Raw genomic sequence first — 19,815 nt, 5'->3', positions numbered from 1 at the left:
GGGCTGACATGATGTCAGCCCTTATTTTTCGAGGTTAATGTGTCGCGATTATTCACGTCGGCCCGTCAGCGGCTGTATCACCTTTTATTTGATCCTGAAACGGTTTCCGGTCGCCGCTTCGAAGGTCTGTGTGGTTTATTTGCGCTGATTAGCGTCATTATTATCTTTATCGAATCCGGCGCCGGAACGCAGTACCACATGACGTATGAGGAGTGGCACGTTTTCGTCTGGCTGGAATTGATTGTCACGCTGGTGTTTACCGCGGAATATGTGCTGAGGGTCATTAGCTGGCCAAATCCGGCGAAATACGTTTTCAGCTTCTGGGGATTTATTGATTTAGCCACCATCCTGCCGCTGTATGTCATGTGGCTGTGGCCTGAGATCAGCCTGAATTATGTGTTTGCCTGGCGTGCAATGCGGGCGATTCGTGTGTTACGAATACTCAAACTGCTGCGCTTTATGCCGTCGCTGCGGGTTTTTTGGGTTGCCATTGTCAGCGCCCGCCACCAGCTGATTCTCTTCTATTCGTTTATTGCTATCGTGATGATCGTTTTTGGCTCCCTGATGTATTTAATCGAAGGGCCAAAATACGGGTTTACCACACTTAATGCGTCTGTTTACTGGGCTATCGTCACGGTGACCACCGTGGGCTATGGCGATATTACCCCGCATACGCCGCTCGGACGTATTGTGGCATCGGTTCTTATACTGATCGGCTATTCAGTAATAGCGATACCAACGGGGCTAATTACCACCCATATGAGCAGCGCCTTTCAGAACAGCAAGCAGCAACGCAAATGTCCGAAGTGTCAGCAGGGGAATCATGAACCCGGCGCGCGGTTTTGTCACCGCTGTGGAAATGCCTTACCGGATTAAATAAAAAAGGCTGCGCGGGCAGCCTTTTTTATTATTCGCGCCAGAGAATATGGCACAGTTTGTGGTCTTTCTCGCGGCACAGCAGGACGCGGGCAAAGATGTCGTTAATTTCTCCGCCGTCTTCATCTGCCAGGCCAATCACCACCTCGGCGAAGAAGTCCGGGTTGAGATCAAAATCGACATGTTCGGCCCAGTCTTCAGACGGATCGAACAGCTCAGCACCGCCACGCTCTTCAAATTGCAGGTTGAAAAGAATGACGTCAGCAGGGTCGAGATTATCGACCGCCAGCTCGAGAAAAATATCGTAGGCCTGCTCGAGCGTTTCGTCTTCGGTCAGGCGATTGTTCAGATCCATTTCCATGATGACTACCTGTTAAACATCGTTGGGCACGTTTTACAGCAACGGACTAAAGAAGTAAAACAGTCGTTCGGCAATTCGCTGCCACAGCGGACGTTTCGCCCACAGTCTGGCGTCCAGCAGGCGTGAGCGGGAGATATAATCGTCCTGAACCGCCGCCAGATCGCCACCGAACCCGGCGTCATCAATGACCAGCGTAATTTCAAAATTCAGCCATAGGCTGCGCATATCGAGGTTGACGGTACCCACCAGGCTCAGCTCTCCGTCCACCAGCACGCTCTTGGTGTGTAACAGCCCGCCTTCGAACTGATAAATTTTAACGCCTGCGGCCAGCAGCTCACTAAAGAACGCGCGGCTTGCCCATCCCACCAGCAGCGAATCGTTCTTGCGCGGCATAATAATGCTCACATCCACTCCGCGCTGTGCCGCTGTACAGATGGCATGCAGAAGGTCGTCGCTGGGAACGAAATAGGGCGTGGTCATGATCAGATATTCCCGCGCGGAGTACGCGGCGGTAAGCAGTGCCTGATGGATCAGATCTTCCGGGAAGCCAGGACCGGAGGCGATAGTGTGGATAGTGTGCCCGCTGGCTTCCTCAAACGGCATGATATTGCCATCCGGCGGCGGGGGAAGAATGCGTTTACCGGTTTCAATTTCCCAGTCGCAGGAGTAGACGATGCCCATTGAGGTCGCGATCGGTCCCTCCATCCGCGCCATCAGATCGATCCATTGCCCCACGCCGGAATCCTGCTTGAAGAAGCGGGGGTCAACCATGTTCATGCTGCCGGTGTAGGCGATGTAGTTATCGATCAGAACCATTTTCCGGTGCTGGCGGAGATCCATGCGGCGCAGAAAGACGCGGAAAAGATTCACTTTTAGCGCCTCGACCACCTCGATACCGGCGTTGCGCATCATGCCTGCCCACGGGCTACGGAAAAAGGCCACGCTGCCAGCGGAGTCCAGCATCAGGCGGCAGTGGATACCGCGACGTGCAGCGGCCATTAGCGATTCGGCGACCTGGTCCGCCATGCCGCCCGGCTGCCAGATATAAAACACCATCTCGATATTGTGTCGGGCGAGCTGGATATCACGGATCAGCGCCTGCATCACGTCATCAGAAGAGGTCATCAGTTGCAGCTGATTGCCTTTTACCCCAGCAATCCCCTGGCGGCGTTCGCACAGCTTGAACAGAGATGCGGCCACGCTGCTGTTCTCTTCAGCGAAGATATGCTTGCAGGCTTTAAGGTCAGCAAGCCATTTCGCCGTGGAGGGCCACATGGCGCGGGCGCGTTCGGCGCGGCGTTTACCCAGATGAAGTTCACCGAAAGAGAGATAGGCGATGATGCCCACCAGCGGCAGAATGTAGATAATCAGAAGCCAGGCCATGGCGGAAGGTACCGCTCTGCGTTTCATCAGAATGCGCAACGTCACCCCGGCAATTAACAGCCAGTATCCTAAAATGACCAGCCAACTCACCACGGTGTAGAAGGTTGTCATAAATAAAAAATCCTTTTGAAAGCGTATTGTTATGAGTTTACGCATCAGGATTCATCTGGCAAATAAAAACGGCAGATAAAAGCGCTGGTTTGCCGCCTGCTTAGGCATATAATGGCATCTCTGTTAGAGAAAGAGTTGTAGACATGAAGCGCAGTAGAACTGAAGTTGGGCGCTGGCGCATGTTGCGACAGGTGAGTCGTCGTAAGGCTCGTTGGCTGGAAGCACAATCCCGCCGCAATATGCGTATCCACGCCATCAGAAAATGTGGCCTGAACAGACACCGTAACGCGCTGTTGTTCGCAGTCCAGGACATCTGAAAAGCATGAAGGGCACCGTAAAGGTGCCCATTAAACATCCAGGCTATCAATTTTTGCAGTCTCCTTCCGTTTGCTTTCCGCGATATACTAAGTCCCCATAACGTCATGATATTAAAAGATGAATCCTTATCTCTGGATTTTTATTGTACTTTTGGCGCTGGATGCGCTCAGAGAAGATTTAGGACTTTCGTCATTTTCCTCATTGGCAGATTATGTTTTCGCATGGGGAATACATTGGCTTTATTAAAGGAACAAAGGATGAACGGAAAAGTAATGGCAGCACTCTTTGGGATTGCGATATTAAGCGGTTGTGCCAGCAGCAAAACCTCACCCGAACGGCACGCGTTTTATTTCGTGTCGCATCAGTCCAGCTTTACTGGCGGCAACTACACCTCCAGCGTGCAGAAAAATTATCAGCTGAACGTGGCGCAGTTCCGCGAGCTTTATGCCCGGGGCAAAGCTGACCGCGCGGAAGGGCGGACTCAGGCTGAAGCCAGTGAATACGCGCAAAGCATTCGCGATCAGCTGAAAGAAAATGCGAAGTCGCAGGAATTGTTCGCAGGCAACGCGAAGGATAAATGGTCTTCGGACATGGACAGTAAAGACGCCCTGTTATTTGGTAACGAACTGGCCGCGACTTATCTTGATGGCTATAACGGCGTACAATAGCGCAACTGATTCAGGGGATACCGTAATTACCGGTATCCCCGCTGTTTTTGAGCGAAAGGAGTGAGACGTGTTTGCGGAGTTTGGTGTACTGAATTTCTGGACCTATGTTGTCGGCGCATTTTTTATCGTGCTGGTTCCAGGACCGAACACCTTGTTTGTGCTGAAAACAGGGATTGGCCACGGCGTTAAGAAAGGCTATCTGGCAGCCACCGGTGTATTTATTGGTGATGCCGTGCTGATGTTTCTGGCCTGGGCGGGCGTCGCCGCGTTGATCCAGACCACTCCGGTATTATTTAATATTGTCCGCTATCTGGGCGCGTTTTATCTGCTGTGGCTGGGCGGAAAAATGCTCTGGTCCGTTATGACGCGTCAAAAAAATGCGCACGAAAGTAGCGCCGAACCGGCAAGCGCAATCCTTAAGCGTTCGCTGGTGCTGAGCCTGACGAACCCGAAAGCGATTCTCTTTTACGTGTCGTTCTTCGTGCAGTTCATTGATGTCAATGCGAAGAATACCGGCACGTCGTTCCTGATCCTCGCCACAACGCTTGAGCTGATCAGCTTCATGTACATGAGCTTCCTGATTTTCTCAGGCGCGTTTGTCACGCGTTACCTGAAAACCAAAAAGAAACTGGCGAAGCTGGGGAACGGGTTGATAGGGCTGCTGTTTGTCGGATTTGCGGCGAGGCTGGCGTCGCTGCACTGAATGAAGAAAAGGCTCCCGAGGGAGCCTTTCGTTTCAGAACACTTTTTTATACGGGCGAACCGTGACTTTCTCGTAAACGCCGGCTGCGACGTACGGGTCTGCTTCTGCCCAGGCCTGTGCGGCTTCCAGAGATTCAAACTCGGCAATCACCGTTGAGCCGGTAAAACCCGCCGCGCCCGGATCGTTGCTGTCAACGGCAGGCATCGGGCCTGCGGTCAGCAACCGACCTTCATCCTGTAGCAACTGTAAACGCGCCAGATGGGCAGGGCGAACGGAAAGACGTTTTTCCAGAGAATCAGGTACATCTTCAGCGTAAATCACGTAAAGCACGGCAAAGCTCCTTAACCGGTAAAAGTGACAATTACGTTATGTGAAAGCACAAATGACTGCAATGTAAAGATAATAACAATGTTAAAACCCTGATCTGGATGCCCCTTTTTTGCCCTCATGTACGCTTAAATTGCGCCAGGACAAAGTGTCTTATTGAATATGATTGCTATTTGCATTTAAAATCGAGGTTCGGTTTTTTAACGTTGATGATTATGACTTCGATGACCCTTGATTTACCTCGCCGCTTTCCATGGCCGACGTTGCTTTCCGTCGTTATTCACGGTGCTGTCGTGGCGGGTCTGCTCTATACCTCGGTTCATCAGGTTATTGAAATGCCAGCGCCTGCGCAGCCAATTTCTGTGACCATGGTATCGCCTGCGGATCTTGAGCCGCCGCAGGTTGCGCCGCCGCCGCCACAGCCCGTTGCTGAACCCGAGCCGGAGCCAGAGCCCGAGCCGGTTCCTGAACCGCCGAAAGAAGCGCCGGTGGTGATCCATAAGCCGGAGCCGAAACCTAAGCCGAAGCCAAAACCCAAGCCGGTCAAAAAGGTGGAAGAGCGTCCGAAACGCGAAGTGCGTCCGGTTGAGCCACGCGCCACGCAGCCGGTTGAAAATGCCGCCCCGTCACGTCCGCTGATGAATAACACCACGACCGCGACAAAACCGACGGTAACGGCGCCAGCAGGCCCGCGCGCGCTGAGCCGTAACCAGCCGCAGTACCCGGCACGTGCTCAGGCGTTACGTATTGAAGGGCGTGTACGGGTGAAATTCGACGTTACGGCTGATGGACGTGTGGATAACGTGGAAATCCTGTCCGCACAGCCGGCGAATATGTTTGAACGCGAAGTTAAATCGGCCATGCGCAGGTGGCGCTATGAAGCCGGTAAACCCGGCAATGGGTTGATTGTGAACATTGTCTTCCGCCTGAACGGCGGGGCACAGATGGAATAAAAGAAGCCTCCGCAAGGAGGCTTTTTTTTACCTGAGGTTCAGCTCCGTGGGAGCTGGCGGGGCTTACCGTCGCTATCCACCGCCACGTAGATGAATAATGCCTCCGTCGCCTTATAGCGCTGACCAATCGGTTCAGAAGAGACTTTTTTCACCCATACTTCAATGTTGATGGAGACAGACGTATTGCCGCGTTTTACGCAGCGTGCATAACAGCACACCACGTCCCCCACCGCGACAGGGCGCAGAAAGGTCATGCCATCGACCCGGACGGTTACCACGCGCCCGTGTGCAATCTCTTTTGCCAGGATTGCACCGCCCATATCCATCTGCGACATCAACCAGCCGCCAAAAATATCGCCATTGGCATTCGTATCCGCAGGCATTGCCAGTGTGCGTAAAACCAGTTCGCCCTGAGGGGTGTCATTTGTTGTCATTGTTTTTAAACTCGTAACTGAAGACTTCAGGCGGGATGCTACTATGATTTCTGGCTGGAGAGAATAGGGTTAGCGCCCGCAGAGCAGGCGCCTTAGGGTCAGAAGGACAGGGTCACGCCAGCGTAATACGCACGGCCTGGTTCGTTATAGGTCGATGCACCGTCATTTTCTCGGTAAATCTGCTTATCAAAGAGGTTGCTGATCCCGGCATTCAGGTGGAGGTCTTTTGTCAGTTGATAGTTACTACCGATCCCAACGATGGAATAGGCGCCAATCTCTTTATCTGACATCGCATTCTGCTCTTTGCGGATTTCAGCATTTTCTCTTGGCTTCTGGCGGCCATACATCGTCCAGCTAAGGTTCGCTGAAAGTTTGCTGCTTACCTGCCAGTCGAGCATCGTGTTGACGGTATATTTTGGGATAATCGACAGAGGGTTGCCGGTGTCCTTACTTTCAGACTGAATCATATACGTCGCATTGGTACGCCAGGTGAGCGTGTCGCGGATAACCGGGACGGTGAGGTTGCCTTCCAGCCCCTCAACAACAGCCTTTCCTCCGTTCTGCCACTGAAGGATATTTGCGCCGCTGCTTGTCTGGCCCAGCACATCCGTTCCTGAAACGATCTTGTTTTTGTAATCGTTGCGGAACCAGGTTATGCCAGCCTCGTAGCCTTCCAGCGCAAAGGCCAGGCCAATCTCTTTGTTCACGCTGATTTCAGGATCCAGATCCGGGTTACCTAACAGGTAACAGCTTCCTTCGGAAACGTTATTCGGGCAGCCATTGCCGCGGGTGGAAAGCAGATAGCCTTCGCTGGATTGATACAGGTTTGGCGCTTTAAATACCCGAGCGATACCCGCTTTAACCTTGAACATGTCACCCAAATCCTGAGAGAGGTTCAGGCTCGGGCTCCAGTTGCTGCCAAACTGATTGTGATAATCAAAGCGGAGCCCTGGGATCAGGTTGGTGCCCTGACGCGCTTCAATATTGTCCTCAAGATAGATGCCAGTGAGGTCAGCGCTGTTTTTGCTGTTGCGCTCAGAAGCCGTGCCGGGAACGCCGTTAATCACTTCTCCCGACACATTTGTCGCCTGCATTGAGGCCGGATCGTTCAGTTCATCACGGTTCCATTCTGCACCGACGGTTAGCGTCTGTTCGACCAGCCAGAAGAAAGGCATGTTCAGTTCACCCGTTGAACGGTATGACTCCAGCCGGCTGGTATCGTATTTATCGCTATTGATCATCCCCTCAACTTTGCCCGTAGAGCCTTCTTCCAGGCGGGTGTTGTTGGTCTTTTCATAATAAACACCGAACTTTGACTGACCCCAGTCCCAGATGCCGTTGTGCGTAATGCCATAAGACTGGCGGTACATTCGGTTCGTTTCGTGTCCATACAGGGACGACACAAGACCGTCAGGGCTGACGTTGCTGTTGCTGTATTGAGTATCACCCGCGTAGATATTGCCCTGGCGGCTGTAGCTGTAGTCGAAATCGATAATCTGCTGTGGCGTGAGTTTCCAGGAGAGCAGGGCATTGATGTCCTTGTTGCGCACGCCTTCACGTCCGGCGGCGTAAGAGCCGTTTTGCGCGGTGTTGATATCCTGAGCATCTGCGTCAGTTTTATTGATATTCCCGTACAGGCGCATCGTTAACGCATCGCCCGCGAGGGGGCCGCTCAGATCAAAATTAGCGCGTTTCGTCGCTCCCTCTTTATCATTTTCAGGCTGGTTAGTGTACAGGGAGAGCGAACCGTGCCAGTCGTTGGTCGGGCGTTTGGTAATGATGTTGACGACGCCGCCGGCCGCCCCCGAACCATAGCGGGCGGCAGCAGGTCCCCGGAGCACTTCAATGCGCTCAACCATCTCTGGCGGAACCCAGTTGGTATCCCCGCGGGTGTCGCGCTCCCCGCGCCAGCTGTAGCGCACCGAGTTACGTGACGTCACCGGCACACCGTCAATCAGAATCAGCGTGTTCTCCGGCCCCATACCGCGGATGTCGATCTGGCGGTTGTTGCCGCGGCTGCCTGTCGCGCTGTTTCCGGTGAGGTTAACCCCGGGCATTTTGCGAATAATTTCTGAAAGATCGTTAACCGGTGGATCCTTTTCTATGTCCTTTGCCGTGATGATGGAAACCCCCGGCTGTTGCTTCAGCGCCTCTTCAGCGGTGGCCTGAACAACCATTGTTTCACCATCGGCGAGAGGATCTTCCGCTGCGTGCGCGCTCTGGTATAGCGTTGAAAGAATGGCGAGCGTAAGTGTAGCCGGGGCAAATCTTATTATGTTATTCATCAACTCATTTCCATTTGTTAAAAATGCGATGACGAATATTAATGATAGTCATTCTCATTACAATCAAATGACAGCAATCTCCATAAAATCTTCATGATTCAGACATTTTCGCAGGAAGGATGTAGAGATAAGAGAAGGCGGGAAAAGAGGCCAGACCGCGCGGCGATCTGGCCAGAAGGATCAGTGCTTGTCATCCTGCGGCATGTGGCGATAAATATAAACGCCGCTAAGCAGGGTGAAGATAAGGGTCAGCGCCGTCAGGCCAAACACCTTGAAGTTGACCCAGATATTCTGTGGCAGCCAGAATGCGATATAGATATTCGCCAGACCACACAGAATAAAAAATAGCGCCCAGGCGATATTCAGACGCCCCCACACAGCCTGCGGCAGGGTCAGTTCTTTCCCCAGCATGCGCTGGATCAGCGGCTTCTTCATCACCCACTGGCTGATGAGCAGCGCGCCCGCAAACAGGCCGTAAATCACCGTGACCTTCCATTTGATAAATTCATCATTGTGGAAGAACAACGTCAGGCCACCAAACACCGCCACCATCAGGAAGGTGATGAGCGCCATCTTTTCAACTTTGCGATAGCGAACCCAGCTGTAAATCAGCACCACAGCCGTTGCCACAATCAGCGCCAGCGTGCCGGCATAAATGTCGTACAGCTTATAAAAAGCGAAAAATACGATCAGCGGTAAAAAATCAAGAAACTGCTTCATTCTGCGATCCCAGTTACTGACGAATTAACATGTACAGACGGAACAAATAGACCAGCAGCACGGCTGAAATCAGATTGCTCAGCGTATTGGCGACAACCGCTCCAACGTTTGGCGTTAACACCGCAAAATTCGGCGCAAACAGCAACAGCAGAGTTTTGGCCAGCAGCCAGCTGATAACGGCCGGGGCGACCAGACGCATATTGGCCCACGCGAGCCTGATGCTGCTGCGCATGGCGGTGAAAATGCCCAGTTTGTCCTGCACAACCATTACTGGCGCGAATGAAAGTACGATAGCCAGCAGCACGCCCGGAACGACAACCAACATGATCCCCATCTGGACCAGCAGCGTGGTCAGGAAGATGAGGATAAACAGCTTTGGCAGCACCGGAGCACTGGCCCCGATTGCACGTAACGCGCTGACGCGTTGGCCGGCAGACACCAGCTGGATCATCAGCAACACGCCACCCGCCAGAATGGCGTTGCCAATCAGGCCCGAGAAGGTCGATGCCGCAGATGCGCGCAGCAAGATTTGCTGTTGCTCTGGCGTCATATTCTGCACAAGGTCAAACAACCCTGCGCTGCCTGCAAGATGATCCCCCTGGCTCAGCGTGGCAATCTGTTCATCACTGGGTGAGAACGCATGACCCAGCACCACCGTAATAAAGGCGCACAACAACGCGATCAGTAAAAAGGTAATGAACTGATTGCGGAAAAAATTTCCCGTGTCACGGTAGACAGACTTCGCCGTGATAGACATGCACTCTCCTTGAGTATTGCAGGTGTTAATTAGCCGGCAATTGTACACCGGATAACACGCTGGTGGCAGCATCAAGGCTTGTATGGAAAAGCATATCTTTGTAAAGCGGCGGTAATCCATAGCGGGCGCGGGCGCGATTGCATGCCTCATTGACCTGCCCATCCTCTCCCGACATCGCGAAAGTGCGACACGGGCTGGGGCGATCCGCGTAAATGGAGCAGCGGGTGGATACCCCAGGTTCACCTTCCAGTGCCACACAGCGGCTCTGTTTTTGGTTGGTGCCGCGCATACAGCGCAGAAAAGGGGTCAAGGGTTCCGTGAGATCAACCGGAACGGTGCCGCCGCCATCGCTGGCTTCAGCCCAGTAGAAAGAGACTCGAAAATACGCACAACAGGCTCCGCACGTCATGCACGGGTTATGATCACTCATGGCACACCTGCAAAAATAGAACGCATCAAATCACATTATGAGAGCGATAAATTATCCAGCCGCTACAGGAAGCGCAAGAGAGGGAAAACAGAAAATTTTGTAACCATGAAATGCCAAAAATTGACGCAGTAACAACTTATTGCTTTATAAGGCGTCACCAAAATTTAACCTAGATCAATGAATGTTAACTTACTGGTTTTAATGTGATCTGTGTTAGATCACTTATTACTCATTTGTGAGTATATTCTCCTCCGCAATTAAAACCACAACGATGGAGCGGATATGAAAAAATTAGCGGTGGCAGCCCTTATCTTAAGCACTCTCTCTGGCGGCGCGTACGCGCATGAAGCAGGCGAATTCTTTATTCGTGCCGGTTCGGCAACGGTGCGTCCAACGGAAGGTTCCGACAATGTACTGGGTATGGGCGGGTTTAACGTCAGCAATAACACCCAGTTAGGCCTGACGTTTACGTATATGGCAACGGATAACATTGGCGTCGAGCTTTTAGCCGCCACGCCATTCCGTCACCGCGTCGGTTTAGGACCGACCGGGGACATTGCCACGGTGCACCATTTGCCACCAACGCTGATGGCGCAGTGGTACTTCGGCGATTCCAGCAGCAAGGTTCGCCCTTATATTGGTGCAGGCGTTAACTACACCACCTTCTTTGATGAGAAATTTAACGATACCGGTAAAGAGGCCGGGCTCTCCGATCTCAGCCTGAAAGACTCGTGGGGCATGGCGGGGCAGGTTGGTCTGGATTATCTGATTAACCGTGACTGGCTGATCAACGCCTCGGTCTGGTATATGGACATTGATACGGACGTGCGCTTTAAAGCTGGTGGCCAGCAGCAAAGTATCAATACCCGTCTGGATCCGTGGGTATTTATGTTCTCAGCAGGCTATCGTTTCTGACAGAAGATATATCCCCTGTCAGCCGGTGATTGCTGTATGGTGGTTGTTCCACACACCTGGCTGGAGGGGATATCCCCAACATCAAATTTGAGTGTCCGGTTTGTGCAGGTAAACAGTTTCAGTTCACGACGTTCAGCCCAGCACATAGCCTACCTCACGGTGCTATCTGTTCCGTTTGCGGAACACGTCTCACCATTCATTCATGCCTGCCGAAGCTCAGACGACGACGGTGGCCAAAGCCAGTAAACTAGAAAAGGCCTCTGAGAGGCCTTTTCGATCGTGCAATCACTTCTGAATTAAATAACGAATGGTTGGTCCATCCTGCTGGATATCCAGCACGGTATAGCCGTGATTTTTGGCATCAAGCGGAATGTTATTGATCGACTGGGGGCAATCGCTCACCACTTCCAGAATTTCGCCTTTCTTTAACTGCGGTAGCGCTTCAAGCGTGGCGACGGCCGGGTAAGGACAAGGTTCCCCCACCATATCGAGACGATAGTCAGGCACGATCTCTTTCATGCGGCATTCTCCTGAGTTTCAGTTTTGACGGTGGCACGCCGGAAGAAGCGCTTCTCTTGTGCAACAACCAGTAAGAAGGCGATGAGCAGCAGGGCATAGGTCACCATCAGTCCCCCGAGTGGACCAAACGTATTCAGCAGGTTGACCTTGTCCCAGTTTGTTGCCAGTACCGGCGAGACATCATCCCAGTAGCAGGCCAGAAGGGTAGAGCCAATCACGTTACCCAGACCCACCCACCAGTAATGCACCTGACCTTCCACGGCGCGATACATCCAGCCGGTTTCACACCCGCCCGCCAGCACGATGCCAAAACCAAACAGCAGCCCGCCAATCACGGCATTTGGGCCCGCCCACATGATTTTCGGCTCCACGCCGAGCTGAACATAGCTGAAGATGCCAATTGCGCTCACGGCCATACCAGCAATGATCGCCTTCGCCATCATGGTGCGTCCGGTGATCCACATATCGCGAAATGCGGAGGTAAAGCAGATCTGCGCACGTTCAATCAGCAAACCAAAGCCGACGCCGAACAGCATGGCCAGGCCGAGTTTGGGCTGATTCATTGCCGTGCAAATCGCCCAGGCAACCATGGCAAAAAAGACCAGCATACCGAGGCGGAAGCGACGACGCGCCTGATCGGGTTTTTGCGTTAACGGAGAGGCAGCGCTAACTTTCGTCATTTTCACCGGAATGCGGAACAGCGGCAGCAGGGTGAATTTAGCACCGAAGTAGGAGCCGATGGCGGTGGCGACGGCAAAGAACCAGGCATGCAGCGAGAACTGCGGAATACCGGTGAAGAACGCGGCAAGGTTACAGCCCATCGCCAGACGAGCGCCAAACCCGGCAATGATACCGCCGACCACGGCCTGCACAATGCGGATGCGGCTTTTCGGCATGCGCAACTTAACGTTGTTGGCCCACAGCGCAGCCGCAAAACAGCCGCCGAACATGCCAATGATCATCATCCCGTCGATGCGGGTCAGCGGTGTGCCCTCAAGATGGATCAGTTTGAAGTAGCCCCACTCTTCGGCATGAACGCCAGCCAGCTGTAATAGCTGCCCACCCCAGCGGGTAAACTCGCCCGTAACAGCCCAGAAGGTGCCGGTAATACCGAAATAATAGGTAGAGAGAATGCCTGCCGCGATAACGGCCGGAACAGGTGACCAGAACTTAACCAGGTAAGTCTGTTTGAAGGAATGCCATGACATGAATAACCTCTGAACTCAGAAGGGTAACGCTAAAAAGAGCCCAGATCATACGCTTACGCGAAAGTTTGGAAAGTCATTCACACCGAAAATATCGACAGGATCAATTTTGACCTGCTTCTTTCAGGAAGAGAGAAGGGAAAACCGCCTGACGCCGGGGCCAGACGGTGTTAACGGTTACACCTTGCGCGTGGCCGCTTTCATGGATGTGACGAATGCGTGTAACTCAGCCAGCATCTGCTCTGGCTTATCCACGTTCTTCTCGATGATTTTTACGATAGCCGAACCGGAAATGGCCCCGGCGGCTTTGGCGTCAATCGCCGCAGTAACCTGATCCGGGGAGGAAATGCCAAAGCCCTGAAGCGGCGGTGCAGCATGGTATTCTGCCAGCTTCTCCACCAGATGATGCAGCGGCAGCGCGGCTTTGTTTTCCGCACCGGTGACGCCCGCACGGGAGAGCAGGTAGGTGTAACCTCGTCCGTAAGAGGCAATCTGGCGCAACAGATCGTCATCGGCATTCGGTGGACAGATGAAAATCGGCGCGACGTTGTGGCGCATTGCCGCCTGACGGAATGGCGCAGACTCTTCAACGGGCACGTCAGCCACCAGCACGGAGTCAACGCCCACGCGGGCGCACTCGGCGTAAAACGCATCAATACCGCGGCTGAACACCAGGTTGGCGTACATCAGCAGGCCGATCGGAATGGTCGGGTGCTTCTGGCGGATCGCCGCCAGCATTTCAAAGCACTGGCTCGGCGTCACGCCCGCGGCAAACGCGCGTAGCGTTGCGTTCTGAATGGTCGGGCCATCCGCCAGCGGATCGGAGAACGGAATACCGAGCTCCAGCGCGTCGGCACCGGCATCAATCAGGGTGTCGATAATCTTCAGCGACTGCTCCGGGCCGGGGTCGCCCAGCGTCACGAAGGGAACGAAGGCGCCTTCCTGGCGAGCTTTCAGTTGTGCAAATGCGTTGTCGTAGCGTTCCATCAGATTTCCCCTCGTGCTTTCAGAATATCGTGAACGGTGAAGATATCTTTGTCACCGCGACCGGAAAGGTTTACCACCAGCAGCTGCTCTTTTTCCGGGTTTTCCTTCATCATTTTCAGCGCGTGCGCCAGCGCGTGGGAAGACTCCAGCGCCGGGATGATCCCTTCATTGCGGCACAGCGTTTTGAAGGCCTCCAGCGCTTCGTCATCGGTGATGGAGACATAATCCGCGCGGCCGGTGCTGTTGAGGAACGCGTGCTGCGGCCCTACGGACGGGAAATCCAGTCCGGCAGAGATTGAGTAAGACTCCTCAATCTGCCCTTCATCAGTCTGCATCATCGGGGCCTTCATGCCGAAGTAGATCCCTACGCGGCCATGCTTCAGCGGCGCTCCGTGCTCGCCCGTTTCAATGCCGTGGCCGGCAGGCTCAACGCCAATCAGCCCAACGCTGGTTTCGTCGATAAAATCGGCAAACATGCCGATGGCGTTAGATCCGCCGCCAACGCAGGCGATCACCGCATCCGGCAGGCGACCCTCTTTTTCGAGGATCTGCGCTTTAGTCTCTTCGCCGATCATGCGCTGGAATTCCCGCACGATGGTCGGGAACGGGTGCGGGCCCGCCGCGGTACCGAGCATGTAGTGGGCGGTTTCGTAGCTGCCAGACCAGTCGCGCAGCGCTTCATTACAGGCATCTTTCAGCGTGGCAGAACCGCTGTGCACCGGGATCACTTCCGCCCCCATCAGACGCATACGGAACACGTTTGGCGACTGGCGCTCAACGTCCTTCGCCCCCATGTAAATGCGGCATTTCAGACCGAGCAGGGCGCTGGCGAGCGCTGAGGCCACACCGTGCTGTCCCGCGCCGGTTTCGGCGATGATTTCGGTTTTACCCATCCGCTTCGCGAGCAACGCCTGGCCAAGCACCTGGTTAGTTTTATGCGCGCCACCGTGCAGCAGATCTTCACGCTTAAGATACAGCGTGGTTTTGGTGCCTTCGGTCAGGTTGCGGCACTTTGTCAGCGCCGTCGGACGACCGGCGTAGTTTTTCAGCAGGTCAGTAAACTCCGCCTGAAACGCCGGATCTTTCTGTGCGCTCACGAACGCTTCTTCCAGCTGGCGCAGCGCGGGCATCAGGATTTGTGGGACATACATCCCACCGAACTCACCAAAATACGGGTTAAGTAATGTCGTCATCTTCTCTTCCTTAATATGCACGCAGAGTTTTAAATACCGATGCCAGCTTGCTGGCGTCTTTAATGCCCGGTTGGGACTCTACGCCTGAATTGAAATCGAGGCCTGCGCAGCCGGTTTTGGCCGCTTCCACACAGTTATCGGGGCTTAATCCCCCCGCCAGCAGGACATTGTCCAGCACTTCGCCACGCAGCAGTGACCAGTCGAAACGCTGCCCCGTGCCGCCCTGGCCGTTGTCGAGAACATATTTATCAACATGCTTCAGGTTACGCGCGGGCAGGGTGGCGCCAACGCTTTGCGCTTTCCAGATCTGAACCTGAGGCGCCAGAACATGTCGCAGGGCATCGATGTACGCCTGATCTTCATCGCCGTGCAGCTGAACCGCGCTCAGGGATAACGCGTCCGCTTTTGCCGCAACGTCGTTGATATCCGCATTGCGGAACACGCCCACGTAGCTCAGTGGCGCAGCCGCGATCACCTTGCGCGCCTTTTCCTCATTAACGGCGCGAGGAGAGGACTCAACAAAGATCAGACCACCATAGATTGCGCCCGCTTCATACGCGGCCTGCGCATCCTGTTCACGGGTCAGGCCGCAGACTTTGTTCTCACCCAACAGCACGCGGCGCACGGCCGCATTAAGATCGTCGTGTTCCATCATCGCGGAGCCGATCAGGAAACCGTTGGCAAAGTGGCTGAGTTCGCGCACCTGAGCGTAGCTGTTAATCCCGGATTCGCTGATCACCGTGACGCCCGCGCCCAGACGCGGCGCAAGCTGGCGCGTACGGTTGAGGTCAATCGACAGGTCGCGCAGGTCGCGGTTGTTAATGCCGACCACTTTGGCTTCCAGCGCGATGGCGCGCTCCAGTTCCTCTTCGTTGCTCACTTCGGTCAGCACGCCCATATTCAGGCTGTGCGCGACGGCGGAGAGCTGGCGATACTGCTCGTCATCCAGAACGGAGAGCATCAGCAGGCAGGCATCGGCCTGGTAAAAGCGCGCCAGCCAGATCTGATACGGGTCGATAATAAAGTCTTTGCACAGAATCGGCTGCGGCGCGATGCCGCTGACAACGGGCAGAAAATCGAAGCTGCCCTGGAAATATTTCTCATCAGTCAGCACAGAAATGGCAGACGCATGATGCTTGTAAATACCGGCAATACGCGCCGGGTCGAAATCGTCGCGGATCACGCCTTTGGACGGAGACGCTTTTTTACACTCCAGAATAAACGCGGTACGCGCGCCCTGGAGAGCATCATAAAAACGACGGCTGCTCGGAACGACGTCATTCTGAAAACTGGCGAGCGGCTGCTGTTGCTTACGGGCTTCCACCCAGATGGCCTTATCGGCGACGATTTTCGCTAAAACGGTCTGCATTATTTACCCTCTTGCCGCAAGTGCGGTAACGCGATCGTAAGCTGCACCGGAGCGCAGCACGTCCAGAACTTTTTGGGCGTTGGCTTTCAGATCTTCCTCGCCATGTAAACGCATCAGCATGGCTACGTTGGCCGCCACGGCGGCCTCATGGGCGGCCTCACCTTTACCTTGTAATAAGCGCGTGAGAATGTCACGGTTTTCTTCCGGCGTGCCGCCCGCCAGGGCGTCCTGATGGTACGGGGTCAACCCGAAGTCAGCGGCCTCAAGCTGATAGTTCAGCACTTCACCGTTATTCAGTTCGGCAACCAGCGTGGGCGCATGCAGGGAAACTTCATCCATCCCGCCGCTGTGTACCACGGCGGCGCGTTGGTAACCGAGGACGCGCAGCGTCTCCGCAATCGGCAGGACCAGCTCCGGGCTGTAAACGCCAATCAGCGCCAGCGGCGGGTGCGCCGGGTTAATGAGTGGACCGAGCACGTTAAACAGCGTGCGGGTTTTAAGCTGCTGGCGAACCGGCATCGCGTGGCGGAAACCGGTGTGATACTTCGGCGCGAACAGGAAACAGACGCCCAGATCATCCAGCGCTTCACGGGAACGCTCGGCGTTCATGTCCAGGTTGATACCGAAAGCCGCCAGCAGGTCGGACGATCCGGAACGGCTGGACACGCTGCGGTTGCCGTGTTTCGCCACTTTCAGACCGCATGCCGCGGCCACAAAGGCGCTGGCGGTGGAAATATTGATACTGTTACTGCCGTCGCCACCGGTCCCGACAATATCGGCAAACGGATAGTCCGGGCGCGGGAACGGGGCGGCATTTTCCAGCAGTGCGGTTGCCGCACCGGCGATCTCCTGCGGGCTTTCGCCGCGTACCTTCATGCTCACCAGCGCAGCGGCCAACTGCTCAGGCTTCAGCTCACCGCGCACGACGGCGGAGAATAGCTGGTGGCTCTCCTGCTGGCTCAGGGTCTGGGCCTGATACAGTTTTTCCAGAATCGGTTGCAGGGTGTTGGTCTGCTCCAGCTTTTGCAGCGCCCAGTCGAGCGTTTGCTCCAGCAGGCGCGCGCCGTTGGACGTCAGGATAGATTCCGGGTGGAACTGCATTCCGCAGACGCGATCCGCATCATGACGCACCGCCATCACCATCCCTTCAAACGAGGCGTTAATGGTCAGCCCGGCCGGAATATTGCTGCCGACCAGCGAGTGGTAACGCGCTACCGGAAGCGGGTTCGGCAGCCCGGCAAACATCGCCTGACCGTCATGTTCAATACTTGACGCTTTGCCATGCAGGATCTCCCCCGCCTGACCCACGTAACCGCCGTAGGCTTCGACAATCGCCTGGTGGCCGAGACAGATGCCGATAATCGGCAGCTTGCCGCGCATACGGGTCAACAGCTCAGGCATACAGCCCGCTTCGCTCGGCGCGCCTGGGCCCGGGGAGAGCATCAGCACCGGGTTTTGCATGGTCGCCAGACGGTCAATCAACGTCTGGGCCGGAACGTGGTTGCGATAGATAACGACGTTATGACCATTCGCACGCAGCTGATCTGCCAGGTTATAGGTAAAGGAGTCGATATTATCGAGCAGCAGAATGTCAGCCATCAGAAAATCTCCTGTGCATGGTGTGCGGTAGCAATGGCGCGCAGTACCGCGCGCGCTTTACTGCGGGTTTCGTCGGCTTCCGACTGCGGAACAGAATCCAGCACAATACCGGCCCCGGCCTGGACGGTAGCAATGCCGTCTTCAACGTAGGCGGAGCGGATCACGATGCAGGTATCGAGGTCACCGTGAGCGGTGAAATAGCCCACCGCACCACCGTAGCTGCCGCGACGGCGTCCTTCCGCTTCGGCGATCAGCTGCATGGCGCGGACTTTCGGCGCGCCGCTCAGGGTGCCCATGTTCATGCAGGCGCGGTAGGCGTGCAGAACGTCGAGGTCGTGGCGCAGTTCACCCACCACGCGGGAGACCAGGTGCATGACGAAGGAGTAGCGGTCGACTTTGGTCAGGTCCGCCACGTAGCGGCTGCCTGGCGTGCAAATGCGTGCCAGATCGTTACGCGCCAGGTCAACCAGCATCAGGTGTTCGGAGAGCTCTTTATGGTCGGTACGCATTTCCAGTTCGATGCGGCTGTCGAGATCGCGGTCCAGGGAGCCATCGGCACGACGGCCACGTGGACGGGTTCCCGCTATCGGGTAGATCTCAATCTGGCGGCTGGTAGCGTCGTACTTGAGGGAGCTTTCCGGCGACGCGCCAAACAGAGTGAAATCATTGTCCTGCATAAAGAACATGTACGGGCTTGGGTTGCTCTTTTTCAGCACATCGTAAGCCGCCAGCGGCGACGGGCAGGGCAGTGAGAAGCGACGGGACGGCACTACCTGGAAAATCTCCCCGGCACGAATCGCTTTTTGCATCTGACGCACCACCGCGCCGTACTGATCGTCGGTCTGACTCACCTCGCAGGTCATCTTTTCAACACGCTGCACCGGCAGCGCGGGCGGTGCTTCCGACATCTGCTGTTGCAGTTGGGCGATGCGCTGCGCGAGGCGATTTTTCTCAGACTCAGACGGCGTGAACAGGCTGGCCTGGATGCGGGTATATTTTTTCTGATGGTCGATCACCAGCAGGGTTTCGGCCAGGTAGAAGCAGTAGTCCGGGCAGCGGTTTCCCTGCTCGGTTTCCGGTAAATCTTCAAAGCCAGCAACCAGGTCGTAAGCAAACAGCCCGCCAAAGAACATTGCTTCGCGCTCATCTTCCGGCACGGCCACCAGATTTTGCAGCAGGCGGAAGGCGTCAAAAACGGAGAGCGAGCAGAGGCGGGCATCCTCATCCAGCAGCTGGCTTACAGGTGGGAAATGCAGAATTCGCAGGTCCGGATGACGCTCATTTTCAATGCCTGAAGGCAGAGCCGCATCCAGCAGCGGCAGCAGCGACGCGCCATTCTCAGATAACGCCTTAATGGTGACGGTGTCACCCGACGCGGTAATGCGCAGCGCGCTGTCAACCAGCAGCAGGCTTTTAAGATCGTCCTTGCTGTCAATGTCAGCAGATTCCAGCAGCAGTGTCGCGGGACGTGCGCCGCACACCTGATGAAACAGCGCGGTAGGGTTATGGCGATAGGCCGCCTCGCAGGTCAGCAGTTCGAGGTGGGGTTTGGCTGTTTGCATGTTGTTGTTCTCATATTCTGTTCAAAAAAAAGCCCGCTGGGTAGCGGGCCGGGTATCTGTTTGCTTATCGCAGACGTGTGACACTGCCCGAAGATCAGGAAGTACGCCACCAACCGTGCAGAGCGAAATGTGCTGTCATT

The 19,815-nt window shown here is 55.0% G+C and carries 22 protein-coding genes, 1 pseudogene and 1 other annotated feature; of the genes and pseudogenes, 7 read left to right on the top strand and 16 right to left on the bottom strand.

The genetic code is table 11. The features are described from left to right. The first annotated feature begins 8 nt into the window (after nucleotides 1-8). Nucleotides 9-876 (top strand): annotated as a pseudogene (locus ACOTW6_RS02565) (ion transporter). Between the two features lie 31 nt (nucleotides 877-907). Here the strand turns inward: ACOTW6_RS02565 and ACOTW6_RS02560 are convergent. Beyond that, nucleotides 908-1,237 (bottom strand): HI1450 family dsDNA-mimic protein, encoded by a 330-nt coding sequence (locus ACOTW6_RS02560; RefSeq protein ID WP_006810881.1) that lies wholly within the window; start codon nucleotides 1,235-1,237, stop codon nucleotides 908-910. 33 nt (nucleotides 1,238-1,270) lie between these two features. After that, nucleotides 1,271-2,731, bottom strand: a complete 1,461-nt coding sequence (cls, locus tag ACOTW6_RS02555; protein ID WP_003856750.1) for a cardiolipin synthase — start codon at nucleotides 2,729-2,731, stop codon at nucleotides 1,271-1,273. A gap of 143 nt (nucleotides 2,732-2,874) precedes the next feature. Here cls and ACOTW6_RS02550 point away from each other — a divergent pair, with 143 nt between their 5' ends. The 4 genes from ACOTW6_RS02550 to leuE all read left to right on the top strand — a co-directional run bounded on the left by ACOTW6_RS02550 (nucleotide 2,875) and on the right by leuE (nucleotide 4,420). Continuing rightward, nucleotides 2,875-3,048, top strand: a complete 174-nt coding sequence (locus ACOTW6_RS02550; protein WP_017384232.1) for a YciY family protein — start codon at nucleotides 2,875-2,877, stop codon at nucleotides 3,046-3,048. A 118-nt stretch (nucleotides 3,049-3,166) separates the two neighbouring features. Beyond that, nucleotides 3,167-3,295 (top strand): KPN_01571 family protein, encoded by a 129-nt coding sequence (locus ACOTW6_RS02545; protein WP_208985927.1) that lies wholly within the window; start codon nucleotides 3,167-3,169, stop codon nucleotides 3,293-3,295. Nucleotides 3,296-3,306: 11 nt separating this feature from the next. Next, nucleotides 3,307-3,717, top strand: coding sequence for an Exc2 family lipoprotein (locus ACOTW6_RS02540; protein WP_032609416.1), 411 nt, complete (start codon nucleotides 3,307-3,309; stop codon nucleotides 3,715-3,717). 67 nt (nucleotides 3,718-3,784) lie between these two features. Then, nucleotides 3,785-4,420: a leucine efflux protein LeuE gene (leuE, locus tag ACOTW6_RS02535; RefSeq protein WP_006810877.1), complete on the top strand. Its 636-nt coding sequence runs from the start codon at nucleotides 3,785-3,787 to the stop codon at nucleotides 4,418-4,420. A gap of 33 nt (nucleotides 4,421-4,453) precedes the next feature. Here the strand turns inward: leuE and ACOTW6_RS02530 are convergent, their stop codons facing one another. Then, the gene (locus ACOTW6_RS02530; protein ID WP_003856755.1) at nucleotides 4,454-4,750 is read right to left on the bottom strand and encodes a YciI family protein; all 297 of its coding nucleotides are present in this window, start codon (nucleotides 4,748-4,750) and stop codon (nucleotides 4,454-4,456) included. A gap of 221 nt (nucleotides 4,751-4,971) precedes the next feature. Between ACOTW6_RS02530 and tonB the strand changes: the two genes are divergently transcribed. After that, a complete protein-coding gene (gene tonB, locus ACOTW6_RS02525; protein ID WP_047747161.1) occupies nucleotides 4,972-5,700 on the top strand; it encodes a TonB system transport protein TonB in 729 nt (242 codons plus the stop codon). Nucleotides 5,701-5,738: 38 nt separating this feature from the next. On the opposite strand, the gene yciA is transcribed toward tonB, so the two are convergent. From yciA to ACOTW6_RS02500, 5 genes are all read right to left on the bottom strand, one after another. Beyond that, nucleotides 5,739-6,134 carry an acyl-CoA thioester hydrolase YciA gene (gene yciA / locus ACOTW6_RS02520; RefSeq protein ID WP_213788832.1) on the bottom strand — a complete coding sequence of 132 codons (396 nt, stop codon included), beginning with the start codon at nucleotides 6,132-6,134 and terminating at the stop codon, nucleotides 5,739-5,741. 98 nt (nucleotides 6,135-6,232) lie between these two features. Further along, entirely contained in the window at nucleotides 6,233-8,419 is a 2,187-nt protein-coding gene (locus ACOTW6_RS02515) for a TonB-dependent siderophore receptor (RefSeq protein WP_121478865.1), read from the bottom strand. A 180-nt stretch (nucleotides 8,420-8,599) separates the two neighbouring features. Next, the gene (locus tag ACOTW6_RS02510; protein WP_003856762.1) at nucleotides 8,600-9,139 is read right to left on the bottom strand and encodes a septation protein A; all 540 of its coding nucleotides are present in this window, start codon (nucleotides 9,137-9,139) and stop codon (nucleotides 8,600-8,602) included. Between the two features lie 13 nt (nucleotides 9,140-9,152). After that, nucleotides 9,153-9,896, bottom strand: a complete 744-nt coding sequence (locus tag ACOTW6_RS02505; protein ID WP_003856765.1) for a YciC family protein — start codon at nucleotides 9,894-9,896, stop codon at nucleotides 9,153-9,155. A 25-nt stretch (nucleotides 9,897-9,921) separates the two neighbouring features. Continuing rightward, nucleotides 9,922-10,326, bottom strand: coding sequence for a YkgJ family cysteine cluster protein (locus tag ACOTW6_RS02500; protein ID WP_003856766.1), 405 nt, complete (start codon nucleotides 10,324-10,326; stop codon nucleotides 9,922-9,924). A gap of 282 nt (nucleotides 10,327-10,608) precedes the next feature. On the opposite strand from ACOTW6_RS02500, the gene ompW reads away from it, so the two are divergent. Next, nucleotides 10,609-11,241: an outer membrane protein OmpW gene (ompW, locus tag ACOTW6_RS02495; protein WP_063933044.1), complete on the top strand. Its 633-nt coding sequence runs from the start codon at nucleotides 10,609-10,611 to the stop codon at nucleotides 11,239-11,241. 285 nt (nucleotides 11,242-11,526) lie between these two features. Here the strand turns inward: ompW and yedF are convergent, their stop codons facing one another. The 8 genes from yedF to trpL all read right to left on the bottom strand — a co-directional run bounded on the left by yedF (nucleotide 11,527) and on the right by trpL (nucleotide 19,814). After that, the gene (yedF, locus tag ACOTW6_RS02490) at nucleotides 11,527-11,760 is read right to left on the bottom strand and encodes a sulfurtransferase-like selenium metabolism protein YedF (RefSeq protein WP_003856774.1); all 234 of its coding nucleotides are present in this window, start codon (nucleotides 11,758-11,760) and stop codon (nucleotides 11,527-11,529) included. Continuing rightward, complete coding sequence (yedE, locus tag ACOTW6_RS02485; protein WP_121478866.1) at nucleotides 11,757-12,968, bottom strand: selenium metabolism membrane protein YedE/FdhT; 1,212 nt, start codon at nucleotides 12,966-12,968, stop codon at nucleotides 11,757-11,759. The genes yedF and yedE overlap by 4 nt, the downstream gene beginning before the upstream one ends. A gap of 174 nt (nucleotides 12,969-13,142) precedes the next feature. Next, on the bottom strand, nucleotides 13,143-13,952 hold the full coding sequence (trpA, locus tag ACOTW6_RS02480; protein ID WP_213788831.1) for a tryptophan synthase subunit alpha: 810 nt from the start codon (nucleotides 13,950-13,952) through the stop codon (nucleotides 13,143-13,145). Beyond that, on the bottom strand, nucleotides 13,952-15,145 hold the full coding sequence (gene trpB, locus ACOTW6_RS02475; protein ID WP_003856780.1) for a tryptophan synthase subunit beta: 1,194 nt from the start codon (nucleotides 15,143-15,145) through the stop codon (nucleotides 13,952-13,954). Before trpB ends, trpA begins: the two co-directional genes overlap by 1 nt. Nucleotides 15,146-15,155: 10 nt before the next feature. Continuing rightward, nucleotides 15,156-16,514 (bottom strand): bifunctional indole-3-glycerol-phosphate synthase TrpC/phosphoribosylanthranilate isomerase TrpF, encoded by a 1,359-nt coding sequence (trpCF, locus tag ACOTW6_RS02470; protein ID WP_121478868.1) that lies wholly within the window; start codon nucleotides 16,512-16,514, stop codon nucleotides 15,156-15,158. Nucleotides 16,515-16,517: 3 nt separating this feature from the next. Next, complete coding sequence (gene trpD / locus ACOTW6_RS02465; RefSeq protein WP_017384223.1) at nucleotides 16,518-18,113, bottom strand: bifunctional anthranilate synthase glutamate amidotransferase component TrpG/anthranilate phosphoribosyltransferase TrpD; 1,596 nt, start codon at nucleotides 18,111-18,113, stop codon at nucleotides 16,518-16,520. Next, on the bottom strand, nucleotides 18,113-19,675 hold the full coding sequence (locus ACOTW6_RS02460; protein WP_063133459.1) for an anthranilate synthase component 1: 1,563 nt from the start codon (nucleotides 19,673-19,675) through the stop codon (nucleotides 18,113-18,115). Before ACOTW6_RS02460 ends, trpD begins: the two co-directional genes overlap by 1 nt. Before the next feature lie 23 nt (nucleotides 19,676-19,698). Further along, nucleotides 19,699-19,793, bottom strand: a sequence feature (Trp leader region). Further along, nucleotides 19,770-19,814, bottom strand: coding sequence for a trp operon leader peptide (gene trpL, locus ACOTW6_RS02455; RefSeq protein ID WP_071524153.1), 45 nt, complete (start codon nucleotides 19,812-19,814; stop codon nucleotides 19,770-19,772). It overlaps the preceding feature by 24 nt. Between the last annotated feature and the right edge of the window lies 1 nt (nucleotide 19,815).

This window comes from Enterobacter cloacae complex sp. IR5403 (genome assembly GCF_049238705.1).
Classification (GTDB): domain Bacteria; phylum Pseudomonadota; class Gammaproteobacteria; order Enterobacterales; family Enterobacteriaceae; genus Enterobacter; species Enterobacter hormaechei_C.
Note: the sequence above shows the minus strand (reverse complement) of the source record. Positions and strands in the feature narration are given on the sequence as shown.

Excerpts from the sequence above, each read along its gene's own strand:
- ACOTW6_RS02560 (WP_006810881.1), bottom strand. The coding sequence starts at position 1,237 with ATGGAAATGGATCTGAACAATCGCCTGACCGAAGACGAAACGCTCGAG.
- cls (WP_003856750.1), bottom strand. The coding sequence starts at position 2,731 with ATGACAACCTTCTACACCGTGGTGAGTTGGCTGGTCATTTTAGGATAC.
- ACOTW6_RS02550 (WP_017384232.1), top strand. The coding sequence starts at position 2,875 with ATGAAGCGCAGTAGAACTGAAGTTGGGCGCTGGCGCATGTTGCGACAG.
- ACOTW6_RS02545 (WP_208985927.1), top strand. The coding sequence starts at position 3,167 with ATGAATCCTTATCTCTGGATTTTTATTGTACTTTTGGCGCTGGATGCG.
- ACOTW6_RS02540 (WP_032609416.1), top strand. The coding sequence starts at position 3,307 with ATGAACGGAAAAGTAATGGCAGCACTCTTTGGGATTGCGATATTAAGC.
- tonB (WP_047747161.1), top strand. The coding sequence starts at position 4,972 with ATGACCCTTGATTTACCTCGCCGCTTTCCATGGCCGACGTTGCTTTCC.
- yciA (WP_213788832.1), bottom strand. The coding sequence starts at position 6,134 with ATGACAACAAATGACACCCCTCAGGGCGAACTGGTTTTACGCACACTG.
- ACOTW6_RS02515 (WP_121478865.1), bottom strand. The coding sequence starts at position 8,419 with ATGAATAACATAATAAGATTTGCCCCGGCTACACTTACGCTCGCCATT.
- ACOTW6_RS02510 (WP_003856762.1), bottom strand. The coding sequence starts at position 9,139 with ATGAAGCAGTTTCTTGATTTTTTACCGCTGATCGTATTTTTCGCTTTT.
- ACOTW6_RS02505 (WP_003856765.1), bottom strand. The coding sequence starts at position 9,896 with ATGTCTATCACGGCGAAGTCTGTCTACCGTGACACGGGAAATTTTTTC.
- ACOTW6_RS02500 (WP_003856766.1), bottom strand. The coding sequence starts at position 10,326 with ATGAGTGATCATAACCCGTGCATGACGTGCGGAGCCTGTTGTGCGTAT.
- ompW (WP_063933044.1), top strand. The coding sequence starts at position 10,609 with ATGAAAAAATTAGCGGTGGCAGCCCTTATCTTAAGCACTCTCTCTGGC.
- yedF (WP_003856774.1), bottom strand. The coding sequence starts at position 11,760 with ATGAAAGAGATCGTGCCTGACTATCGTCTCGATATGGTGGGGGAACCT.
- yedE (WP_121478866.1), bottom strand. The coding sequence starts at position 12,968 with ATGTCATGGCATTCCTTCAAACAGACTTACCTGGTTAAGTTCTGGTCA.
- trpA (WP_213788831.1), bottom strand. The coding sequence starts at position 13,952 with ATGGAACGCTACGACAACGCATTTGCACAACTGAAAGCTCGCCAGGAA.
- trpB (WP_003856780.1), bottom strand. The coding sequence starts at position 15,145 with ATGACGACATTACTTAACCCGTATTTTGGTGAGTTCGGTGGGATGTAT.
- trpCF (WP_121478868.1), bottom strand. The coding sequence starts at position 16,514 with ATGCAGACCGTTTTAGCGAAAATCGTCGCCGATAAGGCCATCTGGGTG.
- trpD (WP_017384223.1), bottom strand. The coding sequence starts at position 18,113 with ATGGCTGACATTCTGCTGCTCGATAATATCGACTCCTTTACCTATAAC.
- ACOTW6_RS02460 (WP_063133459.1), bottom strand. The coding sequence starts at position 19,675 with ATGCAAACAGCCAAACCCCACCTCGAACTGCTGACCTGCGAGGCGGCC.